This is a genomic window from Alicyclobacillus contaminans DSM 17975 (assembly GCF_000429525.1).
GTDB lineage: Bacteria > Bacillota > Bacilli > Alicyclobacillales > Alicyclobacillaceae > Alicyclobacillus_A > Alicyclobacillus_A contaminans.
On record NZ_AUCA01000041.1, the window covers coordinates 1 to 23,211 of the forward strand.

Consider the following 23,211-nt stretch of genomic DNA (forward strand, 5'->3'; position numbering starts at 1 on the left):
ATTAGCACCCGTTTCCAGGCGTTATTCCGGTCTGACAGGCAGATTACCCACGTGTTACTCACCCGTCCGCCGCTGACTTCCAGGAGCAAGCTCCCTTCCGTCCGCTCGACTTGCATGTATTAGGCACGCCGCCAGCGTTCGTCCTGAGCCAGGATCAAACTCTCAAAAAAGTTGACTCGCTCAAAACAACACTTGCGTGTTGATTCACTCTCTGTGCGTGTTTAGTTTTCAAGGAACCACTCAAAACAGCTCGAACACCTTACCACACAACTCATGTACTTGTCAAGTGTTGGGGTGGTGTTCTCACCGTTTGCCGCGCCGTCACCGGAGCGACAATGTGTAATATACCACGCCGAACGACTCAATGCAACCTGAATTCGCGATTTCAAAACATACTTTTTATGGAAAATGACTGTGCAACGGCGTTCGCCGGAGATCCTCCGCGCAAAACGCATTGAATCATCTCCGGCCGACCAGCGCGTTGAACACCAGATACCCGATGCCGAGCACGATGGCCAGCCCCAGAAACATCGCGGTTTGGTGGATTACCAGCTGCTCAAGCGGATCCATTGTCATTGGGAACCACACCTCCATCCGTTCTCGTATACTCACCGATCTGCGCCGACCCGTGTTTGAACGAGTCGGCGCAGGATTGTGTACACGATTTAATTTACTCCTCATCGTCGTGATTGACAACGCGCGCCACTGAGACAACCTCTTCCTCTTCGGGGACGTTGATCAATTTGACACCTTGTGTGTTGCGGCTCAAGGTGGAAATGCTGTGGACGTGAATTCGGATGGCGACCCCCGCATTGGTGATGATCATCAGATCGTCCTCCGGAAGCACCATCTTCAACCCGACCACGCAGCCGTTCTTGGGCGTGCAGTTGATGGTTTTGATGCCCTTACCGCCCCGCGTTTGAATGCGGTAGTCGCTGGACGGAGTCTTCTTGCCATAGCCGCGGCTGGTCACCACGAGGACATCCATCTCTGGATAGACCACGTCCATGCCGATGACCTCGTCGCCTTCGCCGAGCTGAATCCCCTTCACACCGGTCGCTTGACGGCCCATGGTGCGGACGTCAGACTCATGGAAGCGAATGGATAGCCCGTTGCGGGTGGCCATGATGATATCCTGATTCCCGTCCGTCAATCGTACGCCGATGACCTCATCTTCATCGCGAAGGTTCAAGGCAATCAGCCCGGTCTTCCGGACGTTCGCATACTCGGACAGCGGCGTTTTCTTAACAATCCCGCTGCGGGTCGCGAAGAACAGGTTCATGTTCGCAGTGGCTTCCGCAGCCATGGATTTCACCGGGATCACCGCAGAGATCTTTTCGTCCTGATCAATCTGAATCAGATTGATGATGGGCAGGCCCTTGGCCTGGCGACTGTACTCCGGAATTTCGTACGCCTTCAACGCATACATCCGTCCCTTGTTGGTAAAGAACAACAGCTGGTGATGCGAAGACGTGATGTACATGTGTTCGACGAAATCCTCTTCGCGGGTCCCAATCATCGTCATCCCGCGACCGCCGCGCCGCTGGCTCTGGTAGGTGGTCACGGGCACACGCTTGACGTATCCGGCGTGGGTGATGGTCACCGCAACGTCCTGAACGGGAATCAGATCTTCCTCGTTGATCTCGCCCTCCGCCCGAACGATGCTGGTGCGGCGCTCATCGGCAAAGCGCTGTTTGATTTCCAAGATTTCCTCGCGGATAACTCCCATCAACACCGATTCGTCCGCCAGAATTTGCTTTAACTCGGCAATCAGTTTCAACAATTCGTTGTACTCGTTGTCAATCTTCTCCCGCTCCAAACCGGTCAGACGCTGCAGACGCATATCCAAAATCGCTTGCGCCTGTTCATGGCTCAAGGAGAAGCGCGTCATCAAGCCATCCCGGGCAATATCCGTGGTGGCAGATGCGCGAATCAGCGCAATCACCTCGTCGATGTGATCCAAGGCGATGCGCAGCCCTTCCAAGATGTGCGCTCGCGCCTCCGCTTTGTTCAAATCGAACTGCGTGCGGCGCCGGACCACATCTTTCTGGTGTTCCAGGTACAGGTGCAGCATGTCGCGAAGGTTGAGAACCTTCGGCTGCCCGTTTACGAGCGCCAGCATGATGACACCGAACGAACTCTGAAGCCCCGTATGCTTGAACAGGTTGTTGAGAACAATCTGCGGTTTCACGTCGCGTCGGAGTTCGATGACAATGCGCATCCCGGTGCGGTCCGACTCGTCCCGGAGGTCGGTGATCCCATCCAACCGCCTGTCGCGAACCAGTTCCGCAATCTTCTCAATCAGGCGAGCTTTGTTCTGTTGATACGGGATCTCGTTGACGATAATCCGCGTTTTCCCGCCCGGCCCTTCTTCAAACTGGGTTTTCGCCCGAATGGTGATGGATCCGCGCCCAGTCCGGAACGCCTCGCGGATCCCATCCGTCCCGAGGATCATGCCGCCCGTCGGAAAATCGGGCCCCTTGATCACGGTCATCAGTTCGTCAATGGTGACATCCGGTTTGTCAATCATCATCACAACGCCGTCGATGACCTCGCCCAAATTGTGCGGAGGGATGTTCGTCGCCATCCCAACGGCGATACCGGACGAACCATTGACCAGCAGGTTCGGGAACCGTGACGGAAGCACCAAGGGCTCCTGTTCGTTCTCGTCGTAGTTCGGCCCGAAATCCACCGTTTCTTTGTTGATGTCCCGCAGCAGTTCCAGGGCGATTTGCGACATCCGGGATTCCGTATAACGCATGGCAGCAGCGGAATCGCCATCAATCGATCCGAAATTTCCATGCCCATCCACCAACGGATAGCGCGTGGAGAAGTCCTGCGCCATGCGAACCAATGCATCATAGACGGCCGCATCGCCGTGCGGATGATACTTTGCCAACACGTCACCCACGACGCGAGCAGACTTCTTATACGGCTTATCCGGCGTCATTCCGACTTCGTACATGGCGTACAGAATCCGCCGGTGCACCGGTTTCAAGCCGTCGCGCACATCCGGGATGGCGCGGCTGACAATGACGCTCATCGCGTAGTCGATGAACGAGTTTTTCATTTCCTGACTGAGTTCTACGGGCAGCACGCGGCTGCTGGTCTCATCTGCCAACGAACGTCACTCCTAAACCGTCATGCCTTAAATATCCAGGTTGCGAACAAACTGCGCGTGTTCCTCGATGAACTCCCGGCGCGGTTCCACCTTATCACCCATCAGCGTGGTGAAAATCATATCTGCTTCCATCGCGTCTTCCATGGTGACCTGTAGCAGGGTGCGGGCCTCCGGATCCATGGTGGTTTCCCAAAGCTGGCTCGGATTCATTTCACCGAGACCTTTGTATCTCTGAATGTTGACCCCTTGCCGCCCCACTTCCTGGAGAACGGCTTCCAACTCTCGGTCGGAATACGCGTAGCGAATGGACTTTCCCTTCGTGATCTTGTAGAGTGGCGGCTGCGCGATATACACGTAGCCAGCGTCTATCAACGGCTTCATGAACCGGTAAAACAGCGTCAACAAAAGCGTGCGAATGTGGCTTCCGTCCACATCGGCATCGGTCATGATGACCACTTTGTGATACCGGGCTTTGGTGATGTCGAAATCGTCGCCAATTCCCGTGCCCAACGCGGTGATGATGGCCCGAATTTCTTGGTTGGACAGGATTTTATCCAACCGGGCCTTCTCCACATTGATGATTTTACCGCGCAGCGGGAGGATTGCCTGAAAATTCCGATCCCGTCCCTGTTTCGCAGATCCGCCGGCGGAGTCACCCTCGACCAGATACAGTTCACTGACGGACGCATCCTTGGACGAACAATCGGCCAATTTTCCGGGCAATGAACTGACCTCGAGCGCGTTTTTGCGACGCGTCAGCTCGCGCGCTTTTCTCGCCGCTTCGCGAGCGCGCGCCGCGGTCACCGACTTTTCGACAATCTTACGCGCCACGCTGGGATTTTCGTCGAAGAAAATCTGCAATTTGTCGGCAAACAAACTCTCCACGATGCCACGGACCTCGCTGTTCCCCAGCTTGGTCTTGGTCTGTCCTTCAAACTGAGGCTCCGGCACCTTGACGCTGACAATTGCCGTTAGTCCTTCGCGCACGTCATCGCCGGTCAACTTGTCCTCATTGTCCTTGACCAGGTTGTTCTTCCGCGCATAGTCGTTAATCACCCGCGTCAATGCGCTCTTGAACCCGGATTCGTGAGATCCGCCTTCGTGCGTGTGAATGTTGTTGGCGAAGGAGAACAGCGTCTGCGAGTAGCCGTCGTTATACTGCAGGGCAATCTCAACCGTCACGTCGTCCCGAACGCCCGTCACATAGACCGGTGTGGGATGCAGAACGTCTTTGGACTTGTTCAGGTACTCCACAAAAGCCGCCACACCGCCGGAATAGCAGTACGTCACCTGCTTGTCCTCTCGCTCGTCTTCGTAGACAATTTCCAACCCCGCGTTGAGAAACGCCAGTTCGCGGAGACGGCTTTGCAGAATGTCCGAACTGAACTCGGTGGTTTCCGTGAAAATTTCCGGATCGGGCTTGAAGGTGACCGTGGTCCCGGTTCGATCCGTCTCGCCAATCACTTTCAGGTCGTACAGGACGTTGCCGCGCTCATACTCCTGCGTATAAATCTTGCCATCGCGGTACACCACCACTTTCAGCCACTCCGACAGCGCGTTCACCACGGACGCCCCGACGCCGTGCAGGCCTCCTGACACCTTGTATCCACCGCCGCCGAATTTGCCTCCGGCATGGAGCACGGTCAGCGCGGTCTCCACAGCGGGACGCCCGGTCTTTGGGTGGATGCCGACGGGGAAGCCGGCGCCGTTGTCAATCACCGAGACGCTGTTGTCTTTGTGGATTTGAACGATGATTTTCGTACAACGGCCGGCCAGGGCTTCGTCCACGGCGTTGTCGACAATCTCCCACACCAGATGGTGAAGCCCTCGTGCGCTGGTCGATCCGATGTACATGCCTGGACGCTTGCGAACGGCCTCAAGGCCCTCTAACACCTGGATTTGTGATTCATCGTAGACTTGTTCCGCCACTGAGTTCCCTCCAAGCTGAAGATCCTGGTCTAAACATGCAAAAGGAAGGCAATGCATGAGCCGTGAATCATTCGGATTCTTGCTCCATTCTGCCTCCGGAATCGAGTAAGTGTGCTCGCTTTTTCAAGGTTAACGACGAAATCGGAGAGTAGTACAGCTTCTGTTCCGTCACGACGAACGATTTAATCTCTCCAAGCTCCACAATTTCAACCGCTTCATTGCGTTTTGCGAGTTCTATAAATTTTGCTGTGAGGGGGCTCTCCTGCACGTGAATGTCAAAGATCCCGATAACATCTTTCATGCACACCATGGTATCGCCGCCGATATGTATGAACACAGAGACACCTACCCCTCATTCTGTATTATACCAGAACGTACCTGAAACAAACGTACGTCGGCCTGCAGCTTGTCTCGCAGTTGAAACAGGCTCGTGGTCGTCACAATGGTTTGCACCTTTTGACTCATATTGAACACCAGATTGCGTTGTCGAATGTCGTCCAGTTCTGACAGCACATCGTCCAACAGCAGCACCGGGTATTCTCCGACCTCCTGTTGGATGAGATCGATTTCCGCGAGCCTCAGGGACAGCGCGATGGTTCGCTGTTGGCCCTGACTGGCGAAGGACTGAACCGGCTGACCGTTCAGCGTGAACAACAGATCATCCCGGTGCGGCCCCACCGTGGTGTGCCCTGCTTGCATATCCGCGGAACGACGTCGTTCAAGTGCTGCGGAGAACAGAGATTGGATGCGGGATTTGTCCGGTGGTTCGGAATCTGTCATCGGGGCCACGCTGCAGGCGTAATCGAGTGCCAGCTCTTCGCGCCCGTCGGAAATGGACGTGTAAATATCCGCCGCAAGCTGTTTCATCCGGTCCAGAAATCGCAATCGGCGAAGCAGGACTTCACTTCCATGTTCGACCAGTTGCGCATCGAGCACATCCAACAGCGCTGACGCGTTTGGCAACATGTTTTTCAGCAGGGAGTTTCGTTGCTGCAGCGCTCGTTGGTACTGGCTCAGGTGGTAAAGGTACTTCGGGTAGGTCTGGCCCAGTTCCATGTCAATAAAGCGGCGCCTGCCCTGCGGTCCGCCCTTGACCAGCTGCAAATCTTCAGGCGCGAACAAGACAACCTGAAATTGCCCGACGAAATCTGTCATTTTGGCTTGGTTGACGCCGTTCACCGACGCCCTCTTCGCACCTTGGTGAAAATCTATCTGTAAACGGCGCACTTTGCCGTGAACAAACACCTCAGACTGAATCTGCGCATCGGAGCAGTTCCAGCGAATGCAATCAGCATCCCGGTGGGTCCGATGCGACTTGCCCATAGCCAAAAAATAAATGGCTTCCAACGCGTTCGTTTTACCCTGCGCGTTTTCCCCGACGAACACGTTTACGGATGGAGAGAACGCAATATGCAGCGTCTCGTAGTTGCGATAATTGGTCAGCGTCAATGACTGGACGTGCATGAGTCGGTCATCGCCTTGACGGTGTACAGCGTACCTTGAACGACTACGGTGTCACCTGGATAGAGTTTTCTTCCCCTGCGCTGTTCTTGCTCCCCATTCACAATGGCGGACTGGCGCTCGAGAAAAGACTTCACTTCCCCGCCGCTCCGAACGATGTCCGCTACTTTGAGCAACTGGCCCAACGTGATGTACGGAGTATGAATTTCGATGTCCACTTCGTCATCTCCTGTTTCAACGCATCAGGACTGGTGAGATCAATTGCAGGCCGAATTCTTCGTTACCGACTTCCCGGAAAGTGAAGGGCTGGTTCCAACCGTTGAAGCGAACCACCACTTCGGAGGAACGAAGTGCTTTGAGCGCGTCCAGAACGTACTTGGCATTGAACGCAATCGCCATGTCATCGCCCGTCTTCGCGTTGGCTTTGAGGCTCTCCGACACGTTTCCAATCTCCGGAGAGCTGGACGAGACGGTGATGGTGGTATCGTCCAATTGCAACCGAACCATGTTGTTTTCTCGTTCTCTCGCGATGAGGGCGGCCCGGTCAATCGCGTTCATCAGCTCCGTCGTGTTCACAATGAGCTCGGTCCTGGAACTTGTTGGGATGATTCGTGTGGTGTCCGGATACGCCCCATCAATCATCCGCGTGTAGAAGTTTGTAGTGCCAATCATGAACAGACTGTGCGTATGTGTGATCTGCATGGTGATGGATTCATCGGAATCCGGCAGCAGCTTGGCCAGTTCAGCCAACGATTTTGCAGGAATGATGGCATTCCATGGCTGGGTTTGTGTTTGGGCGATGGCGGCTGACCGCGTGGCCAAACGCAATCCGTCTGTCGCCGTGAATGTCAGTCCCCGCCCATCGCAGACCACGTGAATGCCCGTCAGGATGGGCCGCACTTCGGTGTTGGCTGCGGCAAAGGAAGTGGAGGTGATGAGCGTGTGCAACAGATCGCTGGAGATGTTGAGCGATTGTGCTCCGTGAAACTCCGGCAGTTTCGGGAATTCGGCAGCGTCGATGCCATGCAGATGAAACTGTGCCAGACCGGAGGTAATTTCCGTCATGTAGTTGTGATCGACTTGCAATGTCACCTGGTCTTCCGGAAGTTTCCGCACCATGTCGGCAAAGTAGCGAGCGGGCAGCACGATGGAACCCTCTGCGATGACGGAGAGTCCGGTGTCTTCGTTGATTTCAATATGTGTCTGGATGGCCAACTCCAAATCATAAGCCGTCGCCACCAATCGATTCGATTCTGCTGTCAAGAGAATACCCGTCAAGACCTGTTTGGGAGTCCGAACTGCCACCGCTTTCGAGACCACTTGGATGGCTTCCAACAGTGCGTGCTTCCGGATGGAAAGTTTCATGAATGAAAAGACTCCTTCCCGCATAAGTACTGGTATCTGCGCAATGTGAGCATGCGTGGTTCAAGGTTGCGCAGAGACATGCATCGTTTTTGGGGATCATGAATAAATGTAGTACAGAACATATAGTAATCATAGTAATAGACCCTGTGCACATTGTGGATAAGCGTCTGAATTGCAGATGATATCAGGTTATCCACACTGTGGACAACCTGTGCACAACTTTTGCGTTTTGTACGGATTTATTCACATCGCCTGTGGATGTTCACGAAAGCGTACGAATGGCTTCCGCAAGTCGTTCAACGGTGCTCTTGACCATTTCATCCTTGGACATTTCCTCTGAGATTTTTTCGCACGCGTGGATGACCGTGGTGTGGTCTCGGCCGCCGAACGCATCGCCGATTTTGGGCAGAGACAGATCCGTGAGCTCACGAGTCAGGTACATGGCTACCTGGCGAGCGAACGCAACGTTCTTCGTGCGCTTCTTGGCCTTCAACTCGTCCACCTTCAGCCCGAAGTGATCGCCCACCACTTTTTGAATTTGGTTGACGGTGATCACGCGCGGTCTGTCGACGGTGATGATGTCGCGCAGCGCTTGTTCCGCGAGATCGATGGACAGGTCCTGGTTGACCAGGGATGAGAAAGCCATCACGCGAATGAGCGCGCCTTCCAGTTCTCGAATGTTGGAGTTGATCTGGGTTGCGATGAAATAGGCGACCTCTTCCGGAACCTGCAGGCCGTCGGACTTCGCCTTGCGCTGCAGAATGGCGATGCGCGTTTCCAGGTCGGGCGGTTGGATGTCTGTGATGAGCCCCCATTCAAACCGGCTCCGGAGGCGGTCCTCCAGCGTTGGAATTTCTTTCGGTGGCCTGTCGCTGGAAATCACAATCTGTTTTCCAGCCTCGTGCAGCGCGTTAAATGTATGGAAAAATTCCTCCTGCGTTTGCTCTTTGCGCGCGAGGAATTGGATGTCGTCAATCAAGAGCACGTCGATGGAACGGTAGTGGTTGCGAAATTCCTCGGTGAAGTTGTCTCGGATTGCGTGAATGAATTCATTGATGAATCGTTCCGACGACAAGTACAGAACTTTGGCGCTGGGGGTGTGTCTCAGCACGTAATGTCCGATGGCGTGCATCAGATGGGTTTTTCCGAGTCCCACACCACCGTAAATGAACAGCGGATTGTAGGCCTTGGCGGGCGTTTCGGCGACTGCCAGACTGGCTGCGTGTGCGAATCGATTGCTGGCGCCAATCACGAAGGTCTCAAAGGTGTAGCGCGGGTTCAGCTGGTGCGAGGAAGCCTCCAGCGAAGAGGCCATTCCCGCATCATCATTATTTGAATTTTCGGTTGATTCGGCAGACACCACAAATTTTACAGTAAACTCCTGCTCCGTCAACGCCGTCAGGGTGCTTTCTACAATTCGTGTGTAATTCTTTTCCAGCCAATTGCGCGTGAAAATATTGGGTGCCTCGATAATCAGCTGGTTTCGATCCTCATGGTATGAGGCAATTCGCGTGCCCGCGAACCATGTTTCAAATGTTGGTCCACTCATGCGCTCCCGCATGATGAGCAGCACTTGGTCCCAAACTTCGTTGAAAAACCGCGTATCGAATGCTGTCGCCATGGTGATAACTGTGAACCCCCCGAGCTGTGCTTGTCACTCTGTATAGTCCTGCTTGGTGCACACCCTGTTGATAACCCTGTGGACAAGTGAAAACTGCAAACCCCCAATGGATATAGGGGAATGCAATTTTTGTCGGAAATTGTACGGGAGTGCTGTGGATAACTTACATCGGATTTGTACACATACTCAGTCGTGTGTGAACAAAATTATCCACAGGCTGTGGATAGGGTTGTGGATGAATTATGTTATTCACAGGGCGTTGAAGAATTGGCATCGCCAATCATAGCAGAATTCATCGAGCGTACGCAATCACTTGGACGAATTGTCCACAATTTCATATATGCAATCGAAGGGTTGTTCACGAGTTGTTCAGATGTGAATAACTGTGTAAATCTATGTGGATAGTGTCGAGGCGTGTCGACGGAAACGTGCGTTGTGGATTGTGGATAATTGAAATGAGGCATTCGGATTCTCGGGAGCATAGGCGCGGTTTCTTCTGTTGACAGGGGGACAGCGGTTTGATAAGATTTTGCGCAGTGTTTTGTTCGAGGAAGGGAGGGTGGCTGGATGCAACCAACGTATCGCCCCAATACACGCAAGCGCAAGAAGGTGCATGGTTTCCGTCAGCGCATGCGCACCAAGAATGGCCGCAAGGTTATCGCCGCTCGCCGGAAAAAAGGACGTAAGGTGTTGTCCGCGTGAGATTCGCGGTGCACTGGCCGATAAAGCCTTGAACAACCCCAGTTCTGCGCCAAGTGCGGGAATTGGGGTTGTTTCGGTTTCGTTTTGGTTCATGCTAATGGATGGGCACCATTTGCCGGGAAAGGGCGTTGGCATTGCGGGCTGAATATCGTTTGAAGGACAATCGCGACTTTCGGCGGGTGTTTGCCCGCGGTAAGTCCGTTGCGGTCCGACACTTCATCTTGTATTGGTTTGAAAATCGGCATACACCGACGTTCCGCGCGGGGTTTTCCGTGAGCAAAAAGGTCGGCAATGCGGTCGTTCGCAACCGTCTCAAGCGGAGATTGCGCGCCTGCTGGCAGGAACTCGCGCCGCACATAGAGAACACTCATATGGATTTCGTGGTGATTTGTCGACGTTCTGCTGCCGAAGCCAGTTATGATGAAATTCGAACCGAACTGACCAAGCTGCTCCGCAAGGCGAAGATCATGATATGATGTTCGGTAGGAGTTGGTGAATCATTCGGTACGTATTTTTGTGGTTGATACGCCTGTATCAGGTTGCGATATCCCCCCTGTTTCCGCCGCGTTGCCGGTTTGTGCCCAGTTGCTCTCAGTACGCGGTCGAGGCGGTTCAGCGGTACGGCGCGCTCCGGGGCGGTTGGTTGGCGGCCAAGCGACTGGTCAAATGCGGTCCGTGGCACAAAGGTGGATACGATCCTGTACCCACACAGAAGTAGGAGGAGTCTTCGGTTGAAATTGACGCAGAAAAACGCTAAGTGGTTATGGGGGATAAGCGGCTTTTTGTTGCTTACCTTGTCTGGATGCTCTCCGTATCCATCCAAGCCAGGGGCATGGCCGCATAACACATGGGGAGACGTGCTTCATTTTGTCTCCGATATTATTGACTTTTTTGCGCGACACCTTTGGGGCAACTACGGAATTGCCCTGTTGATCGTCACAGTCATTGTGCGACTGCTCGTGCTGCCGCTCATGGTGAAGCAGATTCGGGTGTCCAAGATGATGCAGCAGATGCAGCCTGAATTGCAGAAGATCCGAGCGAAGTACAAAGGCGACACGCAGAAGATTCAGCAGGAAACGATGAAGTTGTATCAGGAAGCGGGCATCAACCCGATGGCCGGTTGTTTGCCGATGTTGATTCAACTTCCGATTTTGTACGCGCTGTTCGGTGCCATCGAAGGGAACGTGGGGCTGTACCATTACACATTCCTGTCGATCTTCTACCTGGGCAAACCGGACCATTATTACATTTTGCCGTTGTTGGCGGCGGTCACCACCTATCTGTCGTCGCGGGTGACGATGTCCGGGTCAGATCCGCAACAGCGCATGATGTTGCTGATCATGCCGGTGTTCATTTTCCTGCTGGGCAGCCGCTTCCCTGCAGGTCTTGCCCTGTACTGGATTTACAGCAACATTTTCACCACTGTGCAAACGTATTTCATCCGAGTGCGTCCGATGCAACGAGAACAAGCAGCCTCCGGTAAATAAATCAGATGTGAGTCCGTCGTCCAAGAGGGGATTTACATGAAAAAGGTGATTGCCACCGGCCGTACGATTGATGATGCGGTGACGTCGGCGCTGGTGAAGTTGGGCGTTACCCGGTCGCAGGCGAGTGTGCGGGTGATCCGTGAACCGGTAAGAGGATGGTTCGGTATTCTCGGTGCTCGCGATGCTGAGGTGGAAGTGTCGGTTCAACTGGCACCGGAAGATGCGTTGCGAGAGTTTTTAGGCGGCACATTGCGCCGTATGGGCGTGGAAGCCAGGATTCGCACGCGCGTGATCGAAGAAGAAGGGCGAAAGCGGCTTCACGCGGATGTGGTGTGTGAAGAAGAAGACTTGCCCATCGTCATTGGCCGCCACGGGACCACGCTCGAATCGCTGCAGTACTTGGCGAATGTCGTGGTCAATCAGGGGCAGGACCGATTCGTCAAAGTAGTGGTCGACGCGGGGGATTACCGTCGCCGTCGCCAGGAAGGGCTGCAGCGTATGGCGGACAGGGCGGCCGTGCGGGCGGTACGGACCAAACGGCCTGTGGTCATGGATCCGATGCCGGCGGCAGATCGGAAATTTATTCACACGTATTTGCAGGAACGGAGCGATGTGACGACGTCGAGCGAAGGCGCGGAACCACATCGGAAGGTGGTTGTGGTTCCCGTGGTTCAATCGGGGCCGCCGAAGTCCGTTTCCATTCCGTGAGGCAGCATTGTACAATAGGTTTCATTCACCCTTCTCCGACCGAGAAGGGTGTTGTTGCTGAACGCAGGGAGATGACCTGGGTTGTTGGTACAAGAGGATACCATTGCGGCTATCGCTACGGCGTTGGGCGAGTCGAGCGTTGGCATTGTGCGGGTGAGCGGCGCCGGAGCAAGGAATGTGGCGGATGCCGTGTTCAGACTGCCGAGCGGGCGCCGCGCGGAACTCGCTTCGGATAGGATGTTGACATACGGATATGTCGTGGATCCCATTCAGGAAGACGTGGTCGACGAAGCCATCATGTTATGGATGCCCGGACCGCGAAGCTATACGGCCGAAGATGTGGTGGAGCTGCAGGTACACGGTGGCATCCGCGTGGTGCAGCTTGCCCTGGAGGCCTGTCTGCGGGCGGGGGCGCGGTTGGCGGAACCTGGGGAATTCACGAAACGAGCTTTCCTGAACGGTCGGATTGATCTGTCTCAGGCCGAGGCGGTGATGGACTTGATCCGCGCGAAGACGGACTTGGCCAGCAAATCGGCGTTGCGGCAGGTGCAGGGGAAACTGAGCGAACGGATTCGGTCCATGCGCAAGACATTGATCAGCCTGCAGGCGCACGTGGAGGTTACGATTGACTACCCGGAGCATGACGTCGAAAGTGTGGCATGCGCCGAGGTGCTGAAGACGGGTGAGTCGTTGGTGCGAGACTTGGATGCCCTGATTGCCCAGGCGCGCACCGGACAGATTCTTCGAGAAGGTGTGATGACGACGATTGCGGGGCGTCCCAACGTGGGAAAATCGTCGTTGATGAATGCGCTGTTGCGCAGAGATCGCGCGATTGTGACGGATATTCCGGGAACCACACGGGATGTGCTGGAGGAGTATGTGAATGTCCGCGGAATTCCGTTCCGGCTGGTGGACACGGCCGGAATTCGCGAGACGGCAGATGTCGTCGAGCGAATCGGCGTGGAGAAATCCCGTGAAATGGTTCAGTCTGCGGAACTGATTCTGATGGTGTTGAACGGTGCGGAGGCGCTTCGGGACGAGGACATCTCACTGCTGCAAGAAACATCGGGATCGCCCCGGATTGTTGTGGTAAACAAGGCGGATCTGCCAGCGGCCTTTGAGTTAGCGTCGTTAAAGCAGTGGGTTGGCGACGATCCGGTGGTGCGCGTGTCCGCGCGCGAAGCGGAAGGCCTCGCGATGTTGGAAGAGTGCATGGAAAAACTGGTCTTAGGGGGCGCTGCGGAGCCCGGGGACCTCAGTTACGTCACCAACGCTCGTCAGTCGCAGTTGCTGCAGTCGGCGAAGCAGGAGCTGCTGTTGGCCATGGATGCCGCGCGCATGGGGGCGACATTGGACATTATTGCAGTGCAACTGCAGGCGGCTTACGCGGAACTGGGACGGGTGATTGGGGAAGAAGTGGGGGAGGATCTGTTGGATGAGATTTTCTCCCGATTCTGTCTCGGCAAGTGATACCACGTCGATGTGAGGTGAGGGCAATGCGGTTTTTCAGCGGTGAGTACCAGGTGATTGTAATTGGTGCTGGCCACGCGGGGTGCGAGGCCGCGCTGGCGGCGGCGCGAATGGGTTGCAAGACGTTGCTGTTGACCATCAACCTGGACACTATCGCCTATATGCCGTGCAATCCGTCCATTGGCGGTCCGGCGAAGGGGATTGTGGTGCGGGAAATCGATGCGCTGGGCGGAGAAATGGCTCGGAACATCGATTACACGTACATTCAGATGCGCATGTTGAACACGGGGAAAGGACCGGCCGTCCAGGCGTTGCGGGCCCAAGCCGACAAATCCCTGTATGGACTGACGATGAAGTACAAGATTGAAAACGAGCCCAATCTCAGTCTGAAGCAGGGCATGGTGGACGAGATCCTGACGGAGGGCGGCCGGGTCAAGGGCGTGGTGACCAAATCGGGCGCCGAGTACCATGCGCAAACCATCGTGTTGACCACCGGGACGTATCTGCGCGGAAAGGTATTCATTGGAGAAGTGTCGTATGAGAGTGGTCCCAACGGGCAGATGCCTGCCATTCAACTGACGGAAAGCCTGTTGGACCTTGGGTTTCAGCTGGTTCGGTTTAAGACGGGAACGCCGCCGCGGGTCAACAAAAATTCCATTCGCTTCGACAAACTCATCGTGCAGCCAGGAGATCCGGAACCGCAGCACTTTTCGTTCGATCCGGACGTGCCGCCGCGGGAACAGGTGCCCTGCTGGTTGACGTATACCAACGAGAATTCTCACGAGTTAATCCTCGAGAATCTGCATCGGGCGCCGATGTATTCGGGTGAAATCAAAGGCACCGGTCCCCGGTACTGCCCCTCCATCGAGGACAAGGTCGTACGGTTCCGCGATCGCCCAAACCACCAGGTGTTCCTGGAGCCGGAGGGCAGGCAGACCGCGGAATGGTATGTGCAGGGATTGTCGACCAGTCTGCCGGAAGACGTCCAATTGGCGGTGCTGCATACCATTCCAGGACTGGAACAGGTGGAGATGATCCGTCCGGGATATGCCATCGAGTACGATGCCATCGTCCCCACTCAACTTTGGCCCACCTTGGAGTCAAAGGCGGTGAAGGGATTGTTCACGGCCGGGCAGATCAATGGTACCTCCGGTTACGAGGAGGCGGCCGGACAAGGTATTATTGCCGGCATCAACGCGGCGTGCCAGGTGTTGGAACGGGAACCGCTGCTGTTGTCGCGCTCGGACGCTTATATTGCGGTCATGATTGATGATCTGGTGACCAAGGGAACGAACGAACCGTATCGATTGCTCACCTCTCGGGCCGAGCACCGGCTGTTGTTGCGCCATGACAACGCGGATCTGCGGTTGGCGGAATTCGGGCGCCGCGTTGGCCTGCTGTCGGATGCGCGATATGACGCGATGATGCGAAAACGGGACGGCATTGAGAGCGAGCTTTCGCGGCTGCGGAGAACGCGCGTGAAGCCGGCTGAAGCGAACCCGGTCTTGGAGTCCGCTGGATCTGCGCCCATTGAGGATGCTGCCACTTTGGAACAGTTGTTGCGCCGGCCGGAGGTCACGTACGAGCACGTACTGGCCATGGAAGGACGAACCGGTGATGCGTCGCTGCCGGCGGATGTGGTGGAGCAGGTGGAGATTCAGACGAAGTATGCTGGGTACATTGAAAAGCAGAAGCAGGCCATTGAACGCATGAAGAAGTTGGAGGAGCGAAGAATTCCCATCGACATTGACTTTCACAGCATTCGCGGATTGGCGACGGAAGCGAGGCAGAAATTGTCCGCCGTCCGGCCGCAAACGGTGGGTCAGGCATCCCGTGTGCCAGGGGTGACGCCTGCTGATATCTCGATTTTACTCGTGTACCTTGAGCAACACCGAGGAAGGGTTGCCAATGCGTGAGGCGGAGATTCTGTTTCGTGACCACGAATCGGAGTTTCGAAAATTTTTTGAACTGCTGGTGACGTGGAATGAGCGCATGAACCTGACCGCCATCACAGCGTGGGACGACGTGTGGGTGAAACACTTCGTCGACAGTCTGCTGGTGGTGGAAACAGACGAGTGGAAACAGCGCAGGCAACAGCTGCGCCGGGTGGCCGATGTGGGAACCGGAGCTGGATTCCCGGGGATTCCACTGGCCATCTGCATGCCGGATGTGGAGTTTGTCCTGTTTGATTCCTTGCAAAAGCGAGTTCATTTTCTGTCTCATGTGTGTGCAGAACTGGGGTTGCGTCACGTGCGAGCTGTGCACGGGCGCGCCGAGGACGTGGGGCGGGACAACGCCTATCGCAACCGGTTTGACGCGGTGGTGTCGAGAGCCGTCGCGCGTTTGAACATTCTTGCCGAATACACAATGCCGCTGGCCGCCGTTGGCGGCGCGGTGTACGCTTACAAAGGACCCGGCGTGGATGAAGAGTTGGCGGAAGGGACGCGGGCTGCCGCCCTCCTTGGTGGCGCGGTAACGGGGATTCACCGTACAACGCTCGGTGAGGAGCGAGCCGAACGGACCATCGTCGTGATGGTTCAGCAGAAACCCACGCCCAAGGCGTATCCGAGAAAGTCGGGAATACCGAAGAAACAGCCTCTATAATGAGGTGTCGAAACTTGTTGATTGGATGGATCCTTTGTCAGTCGGAAGGATTCGCTGTTGTCGGTGTGGAACATCTGGTGTCGTAGACAGTTCGGATGCCACCGTGGACGAATTGAGGGGTATGGATGGCTATGCGTGAAACGTGGGGTCGTTTGCTCGGAGGGTCGCGCGATAGCGGCGGTGATGAAGGGAACGTCGTTCAGATTTCCGTGGATGAAATTGTTTCAAACCCGTATCAGCCACGAACGGTGTTTGATGAAGAGAGCATTCGTGAACTGGCCAAGACGATACAGACGCACGGGATCATTCAGCCGATTGTCGTGCGTCGAATCGCGGCGTATACGAATTGATTGCTGGCGAGCGGCGCTGGCGCGCCGTGAAGTCACTTGGCTGGACGACGATTCCCGCGATTGTGCGCGTCATGAACGACGCGCAAACAGCTTCGGCAGCCCTGATTGAAAACCTGCAGCGGGAAGGTTTGACACCAATTGAAGAAGCGGTGGCGTATCAGCAACTGCTGCAACTGCACGGGTTGACACAGGAGAGTTTAGCCCAGCGTCTGGGCAAGGGGCAGTCGACGATTGCGAATAAACTGCGCCTGCTCAACCTTCCCGAAGCGGTGCAGCAAGGGTTGTTGGCTCGCAAGATCACGGAGCGGCACGCGCGCGCGCTGTTGGCATTGCCGAGTGAGGAATTACAGGTCAAGCTGTACGAGGAATGCGTGGAGCGCGGCTGGAATGTGAAGCAGATGGAAGAACGGGTGAAATCTCTGCTTGTGAAGATGCAGTCGGGGGAAAAACCAAGACCGCGCAGACGAGGGCTGTCCCGCGATGTCCGGCTGGCTGTGAACACCATTCGTCAGTCGCTGGAAATGATTCAACAGTCCGGTTTGGTTGTGGATTGCAAGGAAAACGACGATGAGGATTACTACGAGTTTGTGATTCGAGTTCCAAAGAAATCCTGAGACGTTCGCGAAACAACAGGTATCGTATGGATTCATCATGTGTAGAAACTGGTTTTCATTGCTGCGCATGCGACAGCCTCATCGAGTCTGTCGCCGCTTTTTCGTTGCGCCGTGAATGTCGTTTCGCGTCGGGCCATGCAGGGTATGAAAGAACATGCGCCTCTCCATCCATTCTGATGGCCACGCGCTTTGGATTTTGCAGTACAATGAGGTCAATCCGGTGGGACCGTGTAGACACCGGAGTTTTTAAGGAGGATGCATCAGTGGCCAGTGGTCGAGTGATCGCCGTTGCAAACCAGAAAGGCGGTGTCGGCAAGACGACAACATCCGTGAATCTTGCAGCGTGCATAGCCAATCTGGGGAAGCGCGTTTTGCTCATTGACATAGATCCGCAGGGCAACACCACATCAGGAATCGGCGTGAACAAGGCGGATGTCCGCTACTGCGTTTACGATGTCATCATCAACGACGTGCCGATTCATGAAGCGATTCTACCGACTCAAGTTGAAAATTTGCGTGTGTTGCCGGCAACGATTCAGTTGGCGGGGGCTGAAATCGAGTTGGTGCCGACCATCTCCCGCGAGGTTCGGCTGCGCCGCGCGATTCAGCCACTGAGACAGGAGTTTGACTACATTGTCATCGATTGCCCGCCTTCTCTCGGGTTGCTGACGGTGAACGCGTTAACGGCCGCCGATTCTGTCCTCATTCCCATTCAGTGCGAGTATTACGCGTTGGAAGGCTTGAGCCAACTGTTGAACACCATTCGCCTGGTGCAGAAACATCTCAACACTTCACTGGAAGTGGAAGGCGTGCTCCTGACGATGTTGGATGCGCGCACAAATCTGGGGATTCAAGTGATTGAAGATGTGAAGAAATTTTTCCGGGATAAGGTGTACCGGACGGTCATTCCTCGAAATGTACGGCTCAGTGAGGCGCCGAGTCATGGGCAGCCCATCATTTTTTATGACCCGAAATCGAAAGGCGCGGAAACGTACATGGATCTCGCCAAGGAAGTGGTGAAGGTTGAATAAGAAGGGACTTGGCAAAGGGCTTGAGGCGTTGATACCCCAGCTGAATGTCACGGAGTTCGACGCTGTTGCACAACTGGATGTTCAACAGCTGCGACCGAATCCCTATCAACCCAGACAGGAATTTAACGAAGAAAAGCTGCGGGAATTGGCGGATTCCATTCGGGAACATGGCATTATTCAGCCATTGGTTGTACGGCGAAGCAGCGTTCGCGGGTATGATATTGTGGCTGGGGAACGGCGGTTTCGTGCGGCGCAGTTGGTGGGTTTGTCCGTCGTGCCTGCGGTCATCCGCGAATTCTCGGATATTGAATTGATGGAAATTGCGGTGATTGAGAACCTGCAGCGCGAGGATTTGAACGCCATTGAGCTGGCGGAAGCGTATGTCCAGCTGATGCAAAAAGCGAATATGACACAGGAGGAACTGGCGAAGCGCGTGGGACAAAGCCGTAGTCACGTGGCCAACATGGTACGCTTGCTGCAGCTTCCGGCCCCGGTTCGAGCCCTTGTTTCACGTGGAACATTGTCAATGGGACATGCTCGTGCGTTGTTGGCGGTGGAGGATGAGGAAAAGCAGAAGGAACTGGCGGAACGGGCTGTGCGTGAAGAGTGGAGCGTTCGCAAGTTGGAATCTGTGACGTACCCGAAGTCGCAGAGTGTTTCACGTGAAACACCGAAGCGGACCGCGTCCACGCCGTACATTCGGCATTACGAAGACAAACTTCGGTCGTTCCTCGGTACACAGGTGAAAATTCATCAGGGGAAGCGGCGAGGAAAGATCGAGATTGAGTACTTTTCTCCCGACGACCTGGAACGAATTCTGAACTTGTTGTCTCAATCGTAGGGAGAGATTCATCAGGTGGACGATTTGATCAATTGCTGTGAAGGAAGGTGTCCCGCGTGTTTTTATTGGGCAGCTTGGTAAACGCGGGTGCCATCCTGTTTGGCGTGTTTGTGGGTTTTCTCATTCCGAGGATGTCGGAACGATTTCAGGAGGCCATGATGCAAGGGTTGGCCCTTGCGGTGATGCTGATTGGACTGGACATGGCGTTGAAAGACAGCCAGGACATCATGTACATCATCGTCAGTCTGGTCATCGGTGGGTTGCTCGGCACATGGTGGGACGTGGAAGGCAAGTTGTTGGGTGTGGGCCGGATGGTCGAATCTCGAACGCGCCGGGTGCAAGGAAGTACGGCAGAAGCGTTTGTAACAGCTAGTTTGGTCTTTTGCGTCGGCGCCATGGCGATTGTGGGGGCCATCCAGAGCGGGGTCAGCGGGGTGCATAAGACCCTGTACGCCAAATCGTTACTCGATATGGTATCCGCGATTGTTTTTACAACCACGATGGGACTGGGCGTGGCATTGGCAGCGATACCAGTTCTCATCTACGAAGGAGCCATCGCAACCATCTCCCACTTTGCCGGTGCCGTCCTGCAAAATCCGCCCGTCATCGCCTGCATGACTGCAACGGGCGGCTTATTGATAGTGGGTATTGGCATCAGTCTGATGGGGGTGAAAAAGATCAATGTCGGGAACTTGCTGCCAGCGATGTTTGTGTCTCCGGTTCTGAAATGGTTGGTCCCTTGGGTGATGCAGCGGCTTCACGGTTGAACAGATTTTGGATGTCGGAACTGCCGTTTGAGAGCAGATACTGAAGGGGACTGGGCTCGAAGACGAGGTCCGTCCTCTGACATGAGTATTCGGCGACGCAGGGAGAGAAGAAACATGGCCTATCTTCAACAGTATGAAATCTATCTGACACTTGGCGCGTTGGCGATTGCCCTCATTTGCATCATTTTCACGGCGATTGCAGTGGCTTCTGCTGCCGGGTGGAAACGTAAAATGAAACGTTGGACATCTATCCATTCGAGTGCGGACTTGGAAGAAGTGTACGCCAGGACGTTGAAACAGGTGGATCAGTTGCGCCAGGAGGTGGCGCAAGTTCAATCCGACATGCAGGAATTGCGTGAGCAGGTGCGGCGGAAAATCTCAACCGCGAAGATTGTACGGTACAATGCGTTTGCCGATACGGGCAGCGATCTCAGTTTTTCTGTGGCGTTGTTGGACGATTACGCCGACGGGGTGGTGATATCGTCCATCTACGGGCGCGATGAATCGAGAACCTACGCCAAGCCCGTGGCATCCGGCACGTCGTCCTACACCTTGACGGAGGAAGAGCAAACGGTCATTCATGGCGAGTCTATGACAGCTCCGGTCAAGCGGTCCACACGTGTATGAAGCGAAGGTTTTGTTTTCTGGTCAATCCCAAGGCCGGGCGTGGGAAAGCACTGCGCGTCTGGACTCGAATCGAGCCATTGCTTCGCCATACATATCCAGACATTGAGTATGAGGTTCATGATTCGGATTCGGGGCTGCCCCATCTGTCTCGGTCCACCGTGTTGGTGGCTGTAGGCGGAGATGGTACGGTGCATCGCGCGGTGCAACATGCCATGCAGTCTAGCTTGACACTGTCCGTCATCCCTGCGGGCACCGGCAACGACTTCGTGAAAACCATAGGCATTCCTACCGATCCCGTGCAGGCCTTGCACGAAATGATGGCTGGATGCGAACGCGTCGTGGATATCCTGCGTGTGAACGACCGTTGGACCGTGAATGCCATGGGCATCGGATTGGATGCGGACGTGGTCGAGGCGGTGGAGCGCCATCGCACGGTCAAGCGGATGGGTCGTCTGGCATACGCTGCGGTGCTGCCTGGGGTTCTGTTCCGTCATCGACGTTTCTCCCTGCACATGTTGATTGATGGAGAACAGGTGTGCGCGGACGACGTGTCTCTGGTGGTGGTGTCCAACGGGCCCGCGTTTGGCGGCGGGATGAGACTCGCACCTCAGGCTTGCGTGGACGATGGTCTGTTGGATGTCTGTGTGGTGGCGGGTATAACAAAGCCGCGGTTATTGATGTTATTTCCATCTGTGTACCGCGGCCGTCACGTGCATTTGCCGTATGTGAGGTTCTTCCGGGGCCAATCCATTCAAATGTCCTTGCCCGAAGGCTGCAAGTCTGCCCAGTTGGACGGAGAATGGCTGCCTTCGGTGGTGAATCTGGCGGTGTCTGTCCAGGCTAACGCGCTGCGTTTGCTCACGCCAAGCCATCGGTGAGGGATTGCGTTCAACCACGGACGGCCTGCGAGATGCCAAGCCGCATGTTTCGCCGGAACAGTCCATTGCGGAGGGCATGGACCACAATGTCCGTCATCCGCATGACCACACCCAACCGCGTGTTCTGCAGGACGAAATACTCCATGAATCCAGAGACGTTGACGACACCGGTGATGGTGAAATCGCCGAACTCGGGCAACGTCTTTTTCACGCCGGCACCGGGCCGAAGCGGTCCCTGTTCCACAATGATATGTCCCACGTGGTCGAATTTTCCCAAACAGGCGTCAATCGCCAAGATGAATGGACGATTTCGATGGATTTGCGCGATGGTATCCAGGGTTGCTGCAAGGTTGACCGCATGCACGGGCTCGTCCAACGTCCCATAGACGGTTGCGCCTGCGGTCGAATGCAGTTTCGATCCGATGATGGGACCGAACGCATCTCCGGTCGATCGATCCGTGCCAACGCAAATGATGACAACTTCCCGATCTCCTGCCTGTTCCAGCACCTCGTCCACAATTTGGCTGAGACGGGGTACCGCATCGGGATGGTCAAATCCAATCCGAAACACCGGAAATTCACCGGTCCTCTCACAGAGATCGGAAGAGGTTCTGCTGTCCACTCAGGAAATCCCCCTCACTCGGAATATTCCCAGTATACGTAGACGTACCATCAACTATACCTGGCAACTATACCTGGCCGGCGGCTACCAATCCGCGTTCAGGAATTCGGGAGGGTTGCATGTGTTGGACATCCTGTTGCTCGCGGAAACCAGCTGGATGATGTTGTGGATCACCCATCGCGGTGTGCACCGGGCGCTGATATTCACAGGTGGAATTGTCTCTGCGGGCTATGTGGCGTCCAATTTGTCCTCGTGGCTGACGGAACATTTGGTTCCAGCCAATGCGGCGGCGCTCGCCTGGCTTGCGGTACACATTTCCACCTCCGCGGAAACGGTGAATGCGTTGTCGACGTTTTTGCCGCCGGTTCCAGCGGCCACCGGTATGAACTCCAGTCAGTGGATTGCGTTTCAGCTCATTCGGGCTGTGTTCCACACCGCCATCACGGTGGCCATCTTTCTTGCGTTCGCCGTGGCCAGTTATGTGTCCGACGCGCTCTGGGATGTGTCTCGAGTGCTGCCGTCCAAACGCGAACGATGGCTGTCCGGATTGTTGGGTACCCTCTGCGGCATTTATGTCGCTTATCTGACGTGCGGATTGTTGGTGCATCTGGCATGGCTGAACGGCGTGTCGCTCTTGGTGACGTCGATTGAGCATTCCGTGTGCGTGGGTTTGTTGGCGCGCGCGGTGGGGCTGCACTAGTGCCCCTTCAGGCAACCTTGATCTTCTTTTGTTCCCGTAGAAGGCTAGCGTTTCGCCTGTGCTTATTGCGCCAGCGAATATATGCCCGAATTGCGTCAGCAAGTGCCTTGTGGTCCTCATGGTTGCTGCCACTCAGCACAAACTTGCGCAACGGCCCGAAATGACACTCAATCCGATTGAGCCACGATGCGTGTGTCGGAGTGTAGACCAATTCCACATTGTTCTCGACCGCCCAGTTTCGGACACGCTCATGCTTGTGCGGCGAAAAGTTGTCCAGGATGATGTACAGCCGCTCGGAACGGTGATAACGACG

At 55.3% G+C, this 23,211-nt stretch carries 23 protein-coding genes, 1 rRNA gene and 1 pseudogene; 15 read left to right on the plus strand and 10 right to left on the minus strand.

Features of this window, described 5'->3' with window-relative positions; translation table 11 throughout:
- The 8 genes from G463_RS0113790 to dnaA all read right to left on the minus strand — a co-directional run.
- Positions 1-170 (minus strand): 16S ribosomal RNA (locus G463_RS0113790); the annotation flags it as partial.
- 500 nt (positions 171-670) lie between these two features.
- A complete protein-coding gene (gene gyrA, locus G463_RS0113800) occupies positions 671-3,121 on the minus strand; it encodes a DNA gyrase subunit A (protein WP_026975631.1) in 2,451 nt (816 codons plus the stop codon).
- A 27-nt stretch (positions 3,122-3,148) separates the two neighbouring features.
- Entirely contained in the window at positions 3,149-5,107 is a 1,959-nt protein-coding gene (gene gyrB, locus G463_RS0113805) for a DNA topoisomerase (ATP-hydrolyzing) subunit B (protein WP_051322311.1), read from the minus strand.
- A gap of 10 nt (positions 5,108-5,117) precedes the next feature.
- A complete protein-coding gene (remB, locus tag G463_RS0113810) occupies positions 5,118-5,387 on the minus strand; it encodes an extracellular matrix regulator RemB (RefSeq protein ID WP_026975633.1) in 270 nt (89 codons plus the stop codon).
- Between the two features lie 8 nt (positions 5,388-5,395).
- A complete protein-coding gene (gene recF, locus G463_RS0113815; protein ID WP_026975634.1) occupies positions 5,396-6,514 on the minus strand; it encodes a DNA replication/repair protein RecF in 1,119 nt (372 codons plus the stop codon).
- The gene (gene yaaA / locus G463_RS0113820; RefSeq protein ID WP_026975635.1) at positions 6,496-6,729 is read right to left on the minus strand and encodes a S4 domain-containing protein YaaA; all 234 of its coding nucleotides are present in this window, start codon (positions 6,727-6,729) and stop codon (positions 6,496-6,498) included. The genes recF and yaaA overlap by 19 nt, the downstream gene beginning before the upstream one ends.
- Positions 6,730-6,745: 16 nt before the next feature.
- On the minus strand, positions 6,746-7,876 hold the full coding sequence (gene dnaN / locus G463_RS0113825) for a DNA polymerase III subunit beta (protein WP_026975636.1): 1,131 nt from the start codon (positions 7,874-7,876) through the stop codon (positions 6,746-6,748).
- A 262-nt stretch (positions 7,877-8,138) separates the two neighbouring features.
- Complete coding sequence (dnaA, locus tag G463_RS0113830) at positions 8,139-9,497, minus strand: chromosomal replication initiator protein DnaA (RefSeq protein WP_026975637.1); 1,359 nt, start codon at positions 9,495-9,497, stop codon at positions 8,139-8,141.
- 567 nt (positions 9,498-10,064) lie between these two features.
- On the opposite strand from dnaA, the gene rpmH reads away from it, so the two are divergent.
- From rpmH to G463_RS0113900, 14 genes and pseudogenes are all read left to right on the plus strand, one after another.
- Positions 10,065-10,199 (plus strand): 50S ribosomal protein L34, encoded by a 135-nt coding sequence (rpmH, locus tag G463_RS0113835; RefSeq protein WP_026975638.1) that lies wholly within the window; start codon positions 10,065-10,067, stop codon positions 10,197-10,199.
- A gap of 101 nt (positions 10,200-10,300) precedes the next feature.
- The gene (gene rnpA / locus G463_RS0113840) at positions 10,301-10,675 is read left to right on the plus strand and encodes a ribonuclease P protein component (protein WP_084171699.1); all 375 of its coding nucleotides are present in this window, start codon (positions 10,301-10,303) and stop codon (positions 10,673-10,675) included.
- 38 nt (positions 10,676-10,713) lie between these two features.
- A complete protein-coding gene (gene yidD, locus G463_RS22445) occupies positions 10,714-10,917 on the plus strand; it encodes a membrane protein insertion efficiency factor YidD (protein ID WP_425387072.1) in 204 nt (67 codons plus the stop codon).
- 139 nt (positions 10,918-11,056) lie between these two features.
- Entirely contained in the window at positions 11,057-11,686 is a 630-nt protein-coding gene (locus G463_RS0113850) for a YidC/Oxa1 family membrane protein insertase (protein ID WP_051322312.1), read from the plus strand.
- Between the two features lie 36 nt (positions 11,687-11,722).
- Positions 11,723-12,394, plus strand: a complete 672-nt coding sequence (jag, locus tag G463_RS20495; RefSeq protein WP_051322313.1) for an RNA-binding cell elongation regulator Jag/EloR — start codon at positions 11,723-11,725, stop codon at positions 12,392-12,394.
- Between the two features lie 84 nt (positions 12,395-12,478).
- Positions 12,479-13,864 carry a tRNA uridine-5-carboxymethylaminomethyl(34) synthesis GTPase MnmE gene (mnmE, locus tag G463_RS0113860; RefSeq protein WP_026975642.1) on the plus strand — a complete coding sequence of 462 codons (1,386 nt, stop codon included), beginning with the start codon at positions 12,479-12,481 and terminating at the stop codon, positions 13,862-13,864.
- A 26-nt stretch (positions 13,865-13,890) separates the two neighbouring features.
- A complete protein-coding gene (mnmG, locus tag G463_RS0113865) occupies positions 13,891-15,780 on the plus strand; it encodes a tRNA uridine-5-carboxymethylaminomethyl(34) synthesis enzyme MnmG (protein ID WP_026975643.1) in 1,890 nt (629 codons plus the stop codon).
- Complete coding sequence (gene rsmG, locus G463_RS0113870; protein WP_026975644.1) at positions 15,773-16,468, plus strand: 16S rRNA (guanine(527)-N(7))-methyltransferase RsmG; 696 nt, start codon at positions 15,773-15,775, stop codon at positions 16,466-16,468. Before mnmG ends, rsmG begins: the two co-directional genes overlap by 8 nt.
- 131 nt (positions 16,469-16,599) lie before the next feature.
- A pseudogene (gene noc, locus G463_RS20500) lies at positions 16,600-17,432 on the plus strand (nucleoid occlusion protein).
- A gap of 263 nt (positions 17,433-17,695) precedes the next feature.
- Positions 17,696-18,463: a ParA family protein gene (locus G463_RS0113880; RefSeq protein ID WP_026975645.1), complete on the plus strand. Its 768-nt coding sequence runs from the start codon at positions 17,696-17,698 to the stop codon at positions 18,461-18,463.
- Entirely contained in the window at positions 18,456-19,304 is an 849-nt protein-coding gene (locus G463_RS0113885) for a ParB/RepB/Spo0J family partition protein (protein WP_026975646.1), read from the plus strand. Before G463_RS0113880 ends, G463_RS0113885 begins: the two co-directional genes overlap by 8 nt.
- A 56-nt stretch (positions 19,305-19,360) precedes the next feature.
- The gene (locus G463_RS0113890; RefSeq protein WP_026975647.1) at positions 19,361-20,071 is read left to right on the plus strand and encodes a DUF554 domain-containing protein; all 711 of its coding nucleotides are present in this window, start codon (positions 19,361-19,363) and stop codon (positions 20,069-20,071) included.
- A gap of 114 nt (positions 20,072-20,185) precedes the next feature.
- On the plus strand, positions 20,186-20,698 hold the full coding sequence (locus G463_RS0113895; protein WP_026975648.1) for a DUF4446 family protein: 513 nt from the start codon (positions 20,186-20,188) through the stop codon (positions 20,696-20,698).
- Positions 20,695-21,576, plus strand: a complete 882-nt coding sequence (locus G463_RS0113900) for a diacylglycerol/lipid kinase family protein (protein ID WP_026975649.1) — start codon at positions 20,695-20,697, stop codon at positions 21,574-21,576. The genes G463_RS0113895 and G463_RS0113900 overlap by 4 nt, the downstream gene beginning before the upstream one ends.
- Before the next feature lie 10 nt (positions 21,577-21,586).
- Here G463_RS0113900 and yyaC read toward each other — a convergent pair whose 3' ends face one another.
- The gene (gene yyaC / locus G463_RS20505; protein ID WP_051322314.1) at positions 21,587-22,198 is read right to left on the minus strand and encodes a spore protease YyaC; all 612 of its coding nucleotides are present in this window, start codon (positions 22,196-22,198) and stop codon (positions 21,587-21,589) included.
- Positions 22,199-22,319: 121 nt separating this feature from the next.
- On the opposite strand from yyaC, the gene G463_RS20510 reads away from it, so the two are divergent.
- Positions 22,320-22,898, plus strand: a complete 579-nt coding sequence (locus G463_RS20510) for a hypothetical protein (RefSeq protein WP_156900223.1) — start codon at positions 22,320-22,322, stop codon at positions 22,896-22,898.
- Between the two features lie 7 nt (positions 22,899-22,905).
- Here G463_RS20510 and G463_RS0113915 read toward each other — a convergent pair.
- Positions 22,906-23,211, minus strand: a 306-nt coding sequence (locus tag G463_RS0113915) for a transposase (RefSeq protein WP_026975650.1), incomplete at its 5' end; no start/stop codon positions are given.